Source organism: uncultured Nostoc sp., from assembly GCF_964245575.1.
Lineage (GTDB): Bacteria > Cyanobacteriota > Cyanobacteriia > Cyanobacteriales > Nostocaceae > Nostoc.
Genome location: NZ_CAXTNP010000401.1, coordinates 1 through 5,165, shown reverse-complemented (window position 1 = coordinate 5,165; position 5,165 = coordinate 1). Strand labels below are relative to the sequence as shown.

Annotated in this window: 5 protein-coding genes; 1 reads left to right on the top strand and 4 read right to left on the bottom strand. The window is 43.3% G+C overall.

Going from position 1 to position 5,165, the window contains the following annotated elements; translation table 11 throughout:
• The first annotated feature begins 389 nt into the window (after window positions 1–389).
• Window positions 390–593, top strand: coding sequence for a DNA cytosine methyltransferase (locus ACFFAP_RS35530; protein ID WP_375515612.1), 204 nt, complete (start codon window positions 390–392; stop codon window positions 591–593).
• Here the strand turns inward: ACFFAP_RS35530 and ACFFAP_RS35525 are convergent.
• The 4 genes from ACFFAP_RS35525 to pheT form a co-directional block, all read right to left on the bottom strand.
• Window positions 524–763, bottom strand: coding sequence for a CopG family transcriptional regulator (locus ACFFAP_RS35525; RefSeq protein ID WP_375515611.1), 240 nt, complete (start codon window positions 761–763; stop codon window positions 524–526). The two genes, ACFFAP_RS35530 and ACFFAP_RS35525, sit on opposite strands and share 70 nt — an antisense overlap.
• A gap of 49 nt (window positions 764–812) precedes the next feature.
• Window positions 813–1,607 (bottom strand): Tab2/Atab2 family RNA-binding protein, encoded by a 795-nt coding sequence (locus ACFFAP_RS35520; protein ID WP_375515610.1) that lies wholly within the window; start codon window positions 1,605–1,607, stop codon window positions 813–815.
• A gap of 298 nt (window positions 1,608–1,905) precedes the next feature.
• A complete protein-coding gene (locus ACFFAP_RS35515; protein ID WP_375515609.1) occupies window positions 1,906–2,175 on the bottom strand; it encodes a YciI family protein in 270 nt (89 codons plus the stop codon).
• A 140-nt stretch (window positions 2,176–2,315) separates the two neighbouring features.
• Window positions 2,316–4,766: a phenylalanine--tRNA ligase subunit beta gene (gene pheT / locus ACFFAP_RS35510; protein WP_375515608.1), complete on the bottom strand. Its 2,451-nt coding sequence runs from the start codon at window positions 4,764–4,766 to the stop codon at window positions 2,316–2,318.
• Window positions 4,767–5,165 lie beyond the last annotated feature (399 nt).

Below are 5,165 nucleotides of genomic sequence, written 5' to 3'. Positions count from 1 at the left end.
CTGGTGATCTTGCTCCTGTCGCTCTGACTGCTCCTGCTATCAACGGTTAATTCTGAAGTATTAACTAAATAATAAAGCGCTCTCCCAGATTGGGAGGGCGCTTTTTAGTATCAACAACAATATTAAGAAAGAAGATAATATTATATTTTGCGATCGCACATGCGGAATGCGGGTTACTATGCTGAATCAAAATTATCAGAGAACCGTTGAGGATCTGCGTAAGTTAGCCTCTATGTTTTGGCCTTCAGAATTATCTTATTAATGATAAATATAAACCTCTATCGGGTAACTTTTCATTTGAAGTTTATAAGTTTGTAGATCCAAATAAGATTTCGGTAACGTTGGTTGCAAGTGATGCTAATAGATTGGGAGTTTACCACAATCAGAGAGTGCGGCGACTAACTCCGCGAGAAGCTGCAAGGCTGCAAGGTTTTCCTGATAGATTTATACTTCATCCCAATGACGATAAGGCTTACCATCAATTAGGAAATTCTGTGAGTATTAATGTAGTTAAAGCTGTGGCTCAGGAAGTGATAGCCCAAATATTCATGCCATCTCCAGCAAGGCTATCCCAAGCAGCAATTTCAGCTTGATATTCTGGATCTTCAGCATTCTGCTTGAGCGCTGTAATCATTTCTGCTGCTAAAATTTGGCGGCGGTGTTCTGCTAGCAGTGTATTGATGTATGCACTACGATTTCCCTGTGCATAACGATCTACAAATTGCAGAATGTCTTCTTCTAAGGTAATTGTGACTTTCATGATCTTTTTTAGCTATAGAAATTAAGCGGACAAATATTTTTGACAATTAATATCAATCTTCTGCCCGCAACAACCAAAAGCCGCTATAAGTCATCCCGGAATCATCGGGCTGGACTAACAAAAAATGCAATCCTCGGCAATGCTTTTTTCGTTGTTCAAATGCTTGGGCCGCTGTTGTAACTTCTGGATCTTCAAATGTGGCAACAATCCATCTATCCACCAAGCCAGCTTCTAATATTAAGCCGTCTGGTGCGCCAGATATGTAATTTAAGCCTACGGGACGGGCTTGCTGCAACCACCGCGCTAGGCGCATCGATTGCCGTCCACCATAAATTACTACACCAGGGACGGGCACTGTTGATGCCAAACCCAAATTGATGGGTTTGCGATGTTCTGGGATGTGCAAAATGGGAATGGGGCGATCGCTAAATCTTGTTTCCACATCACTAGCAGCTAAACTCGCAAAACGCCATTGTTCTCCCCAAAGGTTTTCTGGCAATGGTGCTGGGGGTGGTTTATCCAGGGTTGAGGGATATTGCTTTTCTTGTAACCACTGCTTTAACGCCAAAGTATGGCGGGTAGGTTCGACATTTATACTTAAATTGCGTCCAGCCGCCTCAATTAAACTTAGTGACTGAGGACGAAATACCTGAATCACATCTGGCAATTTTTCACCTGCGGCTAGCTCTATTTGAGTAGCAACCCAACTCGAATTTGCTGCTGACTGGAGACAGCTAGCTTCATACTCAAAGCTGCGAGTTGCGTCACAAATCGACAACTCCCATAAAACTTGTCCAGATGCATCCTGTAAAGGACGACGATAAAAATCAACCTGCCAAATTTTCATAATTATGTGGGCATTGGGCATTGGGAAATGGGGGGATGGAAGAGATCGGTGAGAGTTAAAACTGAAAGTTTTATGCTCAGAGGTTCAACGTTGATGCTCAGAGGTTCAACGTTGATGCTCAGAGGCTCAAAGTTGATGCTCAGAGGTTCAACGTTGATGCTCAGAGGTTCAAAGTTGATGTTCAGAGGTTCAACGTTGATGTTCAGAGGTTCAACGTTGATGCTCAGAGGCTCAAAGTTGATGCTTAGAGGTTCAACGTTGATGCTAATTCTCCCATGCCCAATGCCCCAAACTTAATTTAAAAAGCCTGAATCCATTCTTTAACAGAATACTCAGTCCATATCCCATTTTTCCAGTAGGGATCATTTTCAATCAACTGGCGCACAGTGGCTTCGTCTTCGGCTTCGTAAATCCCAAAAACTTTTGTGACATCTTGGGTGGGGCCAATGGTAATCAGTACACCGGATTCTTTTTGTTTTGCTAATCCGTCTAAGTGAGCTTGACGGTGGGGGGTGCGTTTTTCAAGAACGTCTTCGCAGTAAGTTCCCCAAAGTACATATTTAGGCATAGCTAATTAATTCCAAATAAAAAATGAACGGGGAGTGGGGAGTCGGGAGTCGGGGGAGAAATCAATTAAAAATTAAAAATTAAAAATTAAAACATTTTAGAACTTCTGCCTCCTGCTTCCTCTTTCCCAATGCCCAATAACTAACTTCTCAGATTTACGCCGAATTTTTCCACTAAAGCTTCGCGGACTTTATTGTGTACTGGTTCCACTTCAGCCTCAGTAAGAGTGCGATCGCTAGCCCGATAAACTAAGCGGAATGCTAAACTTCGCTGTCCTTCGGGGACATTTTTGCCCCGATATTCATCAAATAATTCTACAGATTCGAGCAAATCTTTACCAGCTTTGGTAATTACTTTTTCAATTTCCGCAACTGAGATTTTCACGGGTGCGAAAAAGGCGATGTCGCGATCGCTAGCTGGATAGGTAGAATAAGGCTGGAATGTTGGCACCAGAACTTCATCTTCTCCCAGAGAATCTAAAAGCACATCTAGATCCAACTGGAAAACATAAACGGAATCTGGTAAACCTTTTTCTCGTCGCAATTGGGGATGGAGTTGTCCAAAAATACCCAGCCTGTTACCCTGAATCCACAGGGAAGCGGTGCGTCCTGGATGTAAACGATTATCTCGGCAATCTGGTTGAAATTCTACCTGCAAGGCAAGTTGCCGAAATACACTTTCTAAAATGCCTTTGGCTTCAAACCAGGTGATGGGTTCTTCGCGTCCACTTTTTGACCATTTCCCAACAGAAATATCCCCTCCCACAATCCCAGCCAGGGCTTCTGTTTCTTGCAAACCGTCTTCTTCTCGCCAGAAAATTTGCCCGATTTCAAAGCCGTTCAAGGCACCATTACCCTGCTCTAAATTGTATTGAAAGGCATCAATTAACCCAGATATCAAATCGGTTCGCAGCGCTGAATATTCGACAAATAATGGGTTTGACAGTACTATATTTCTGTCTTCTCCCGGTTTGACTAAAGAATAGTGGATTAATTCTGTCAATCCTTCAGCCCGGAGGAAAGCTCGTAATTTGCGAATCAATTCCTCATCTAAAGGCAGATAGCCAGCTTCCGCTTTTTCTGGTAAAGTATCGCAGAATTTGTTGTAACCATAGAGACGGGCTATTTCTTCAATTAAATCAATTTCTCGCTCTAAGTCGCGGTAACGATAGGGTGGAACAGAAACTGACCATGTAGGTTGATGCGTGCTATCTTCTCCTGAAGGAGTCAACTGACATCCCAATGCAGTCAGGATGCGCTCAACATCTTGTTCTTGGAGTTCACCTGTATCCTCTCCTAAATCTATCGGCCCTAATATTTGATTAACGCGGTCTAAACGCAGGGCGATAGAACGACTCCAGGTAGACCGATCGGGGCGGGTGTCGGCAATTTCCTGCTGGACAAGAATTCCACTAGCTAATTCGCTAATTAAGGATAAGGCGCGGCGATTAGCTATTTCCAACTCAGCCCGGTTAACTCCCCGTTCATATCTGCCAGAAGCCTCACTTCTTAACCCAACACTCCGGGATGAACGGCGAATTGCCACGGAATCAAATAAAGCTGCTTCTAAAACTAGGTTTTGAGTCCCTTGATGGACTTCTGTTTCTTCTCCACCCATGACTCCCGCCAGTGCAACAGGTTTGTCGTTAGCGGTAATTAATAAATTTTGGGTTGATAGGGTGCGAGTTTGTCCATCTAGGGTTTTGAGGGATTCTCCATTATTGACGAAGCGAACGCCGATGGTTAAATTTTCGCTACTTGCAACAGATTTTAGGCGATCGCAATCAAAGGCGTGCAGTGGTTGTCCCCATTCCAACAAAACGTAATTAGTAATGTCCACCACATTACTGATGGGACGTACCCCAGCAGCCCGCAAACGCTGTTGCAACCATTCGGGAGACGGGGCAATTTTTACCTGTTCAATTACCGTACCAATGTATGCAGGACAAGCTTGGGTATCGGCAATTTTTAAAGCTAAATTTCCGGCACTTTTGGTAATAGAGACTTCAGCAGGTTCAGGAATGCTCAACTTTCCACCAGTTAAAGCTGCTACTTCCCGTGCTACGCCTACCATACTCAGAGCATCAGCGCGATTTGCAGTTGCCGTGAGGTCTAAAATTACATCATCTAGACCCAACAAAGGACGCACATCACTACCCAATGGTAGATTTTCCTGAGTAAAAATATGAATTCCATCTACATCGGTGGGCAAACCGAGTTCCTTTAAAGAACAAATCATGCCCTGAGATGGGACACCACGTAGTTTTGCAGGTTTAATTTTTAAATCAATGTTGGGTAAGTAAGTACCCGTAGTTGCCACTGGTACATAGATATCTGCCTTCACATTGGCAGCGCCACAGACAATATTTAAAGTCTCACCTGCACCGATATCCACTTGGCAAACACTCAATTTATCGGCGTTGGGATGGGGTTGACGCTCAAGCACTTTGCCGATAACCACGCCATTTGCCCAAGTGCGGCGATCTTCAATATCTTCTACCTCAAACCCCGCCATTGTCAGGGTTTCGGCTAATTCTTCTGGACTAAGTTTTATCTCTACTAGTTCGCGCAGCCAATTTAGAGAAATACGCATGGAGTGTGCTTGTTTTAGGAATCGTCTTTTGCTCTTATTTTAGGGTGCCTACTAGCGATCGATGGCTACTCGTCCCGCAAGGCGTACCCTTTCACTTGAACAATCCTACTACGTTTCAGGTAGGGGCAATTCATAAATTGCCCCAGAGCGCGTGTAGTTTTGCGTAAGTCCTAGATAAGTAAGTCGGCGTGAAAAAACTAAAGCATGTAAAAATAAGTAAATACTGAGAATGTATCTACGCAGGGAAGTAAAACATTATTTTTATTTGGTTGATTTTGACGTTAAACTACATACGCCCGGATTTATCACAAGTGATAAATCCGGGTGTTTTGTTTCAGAAAAAAAGCGTGTCAAGTCGCTTCTCGAAATTAAAAATTAAAAATATAAAATTAAAAATTG

What these genes read in the sequence shown, in the direction of transcription:
- ACFFAP_RS35520 (WP_375515610.1), bottom strand. Translation starts at nt 1,607, where the DNA reads ATGAAAATTTGGCAGGTTGATTTTTATCGTCGTCCTTTACAGGATGCA.
- ACFFAP_RS35515 (WP_375515609.1), bottom strand. Translation starts at nt 2,175, where the DNA reads ATGCCTAAATATGTACTTTGGGGAACTTACTGCGAAGACGTTCTTGAA.
- pheT (WP_375515608.1), bottom strand. Translation starts at nt 4,766, where the DNA reads ATGCGTATTTCTCTAAATTGGCTGCGCGAACTAGTAGAGATAAAACTT.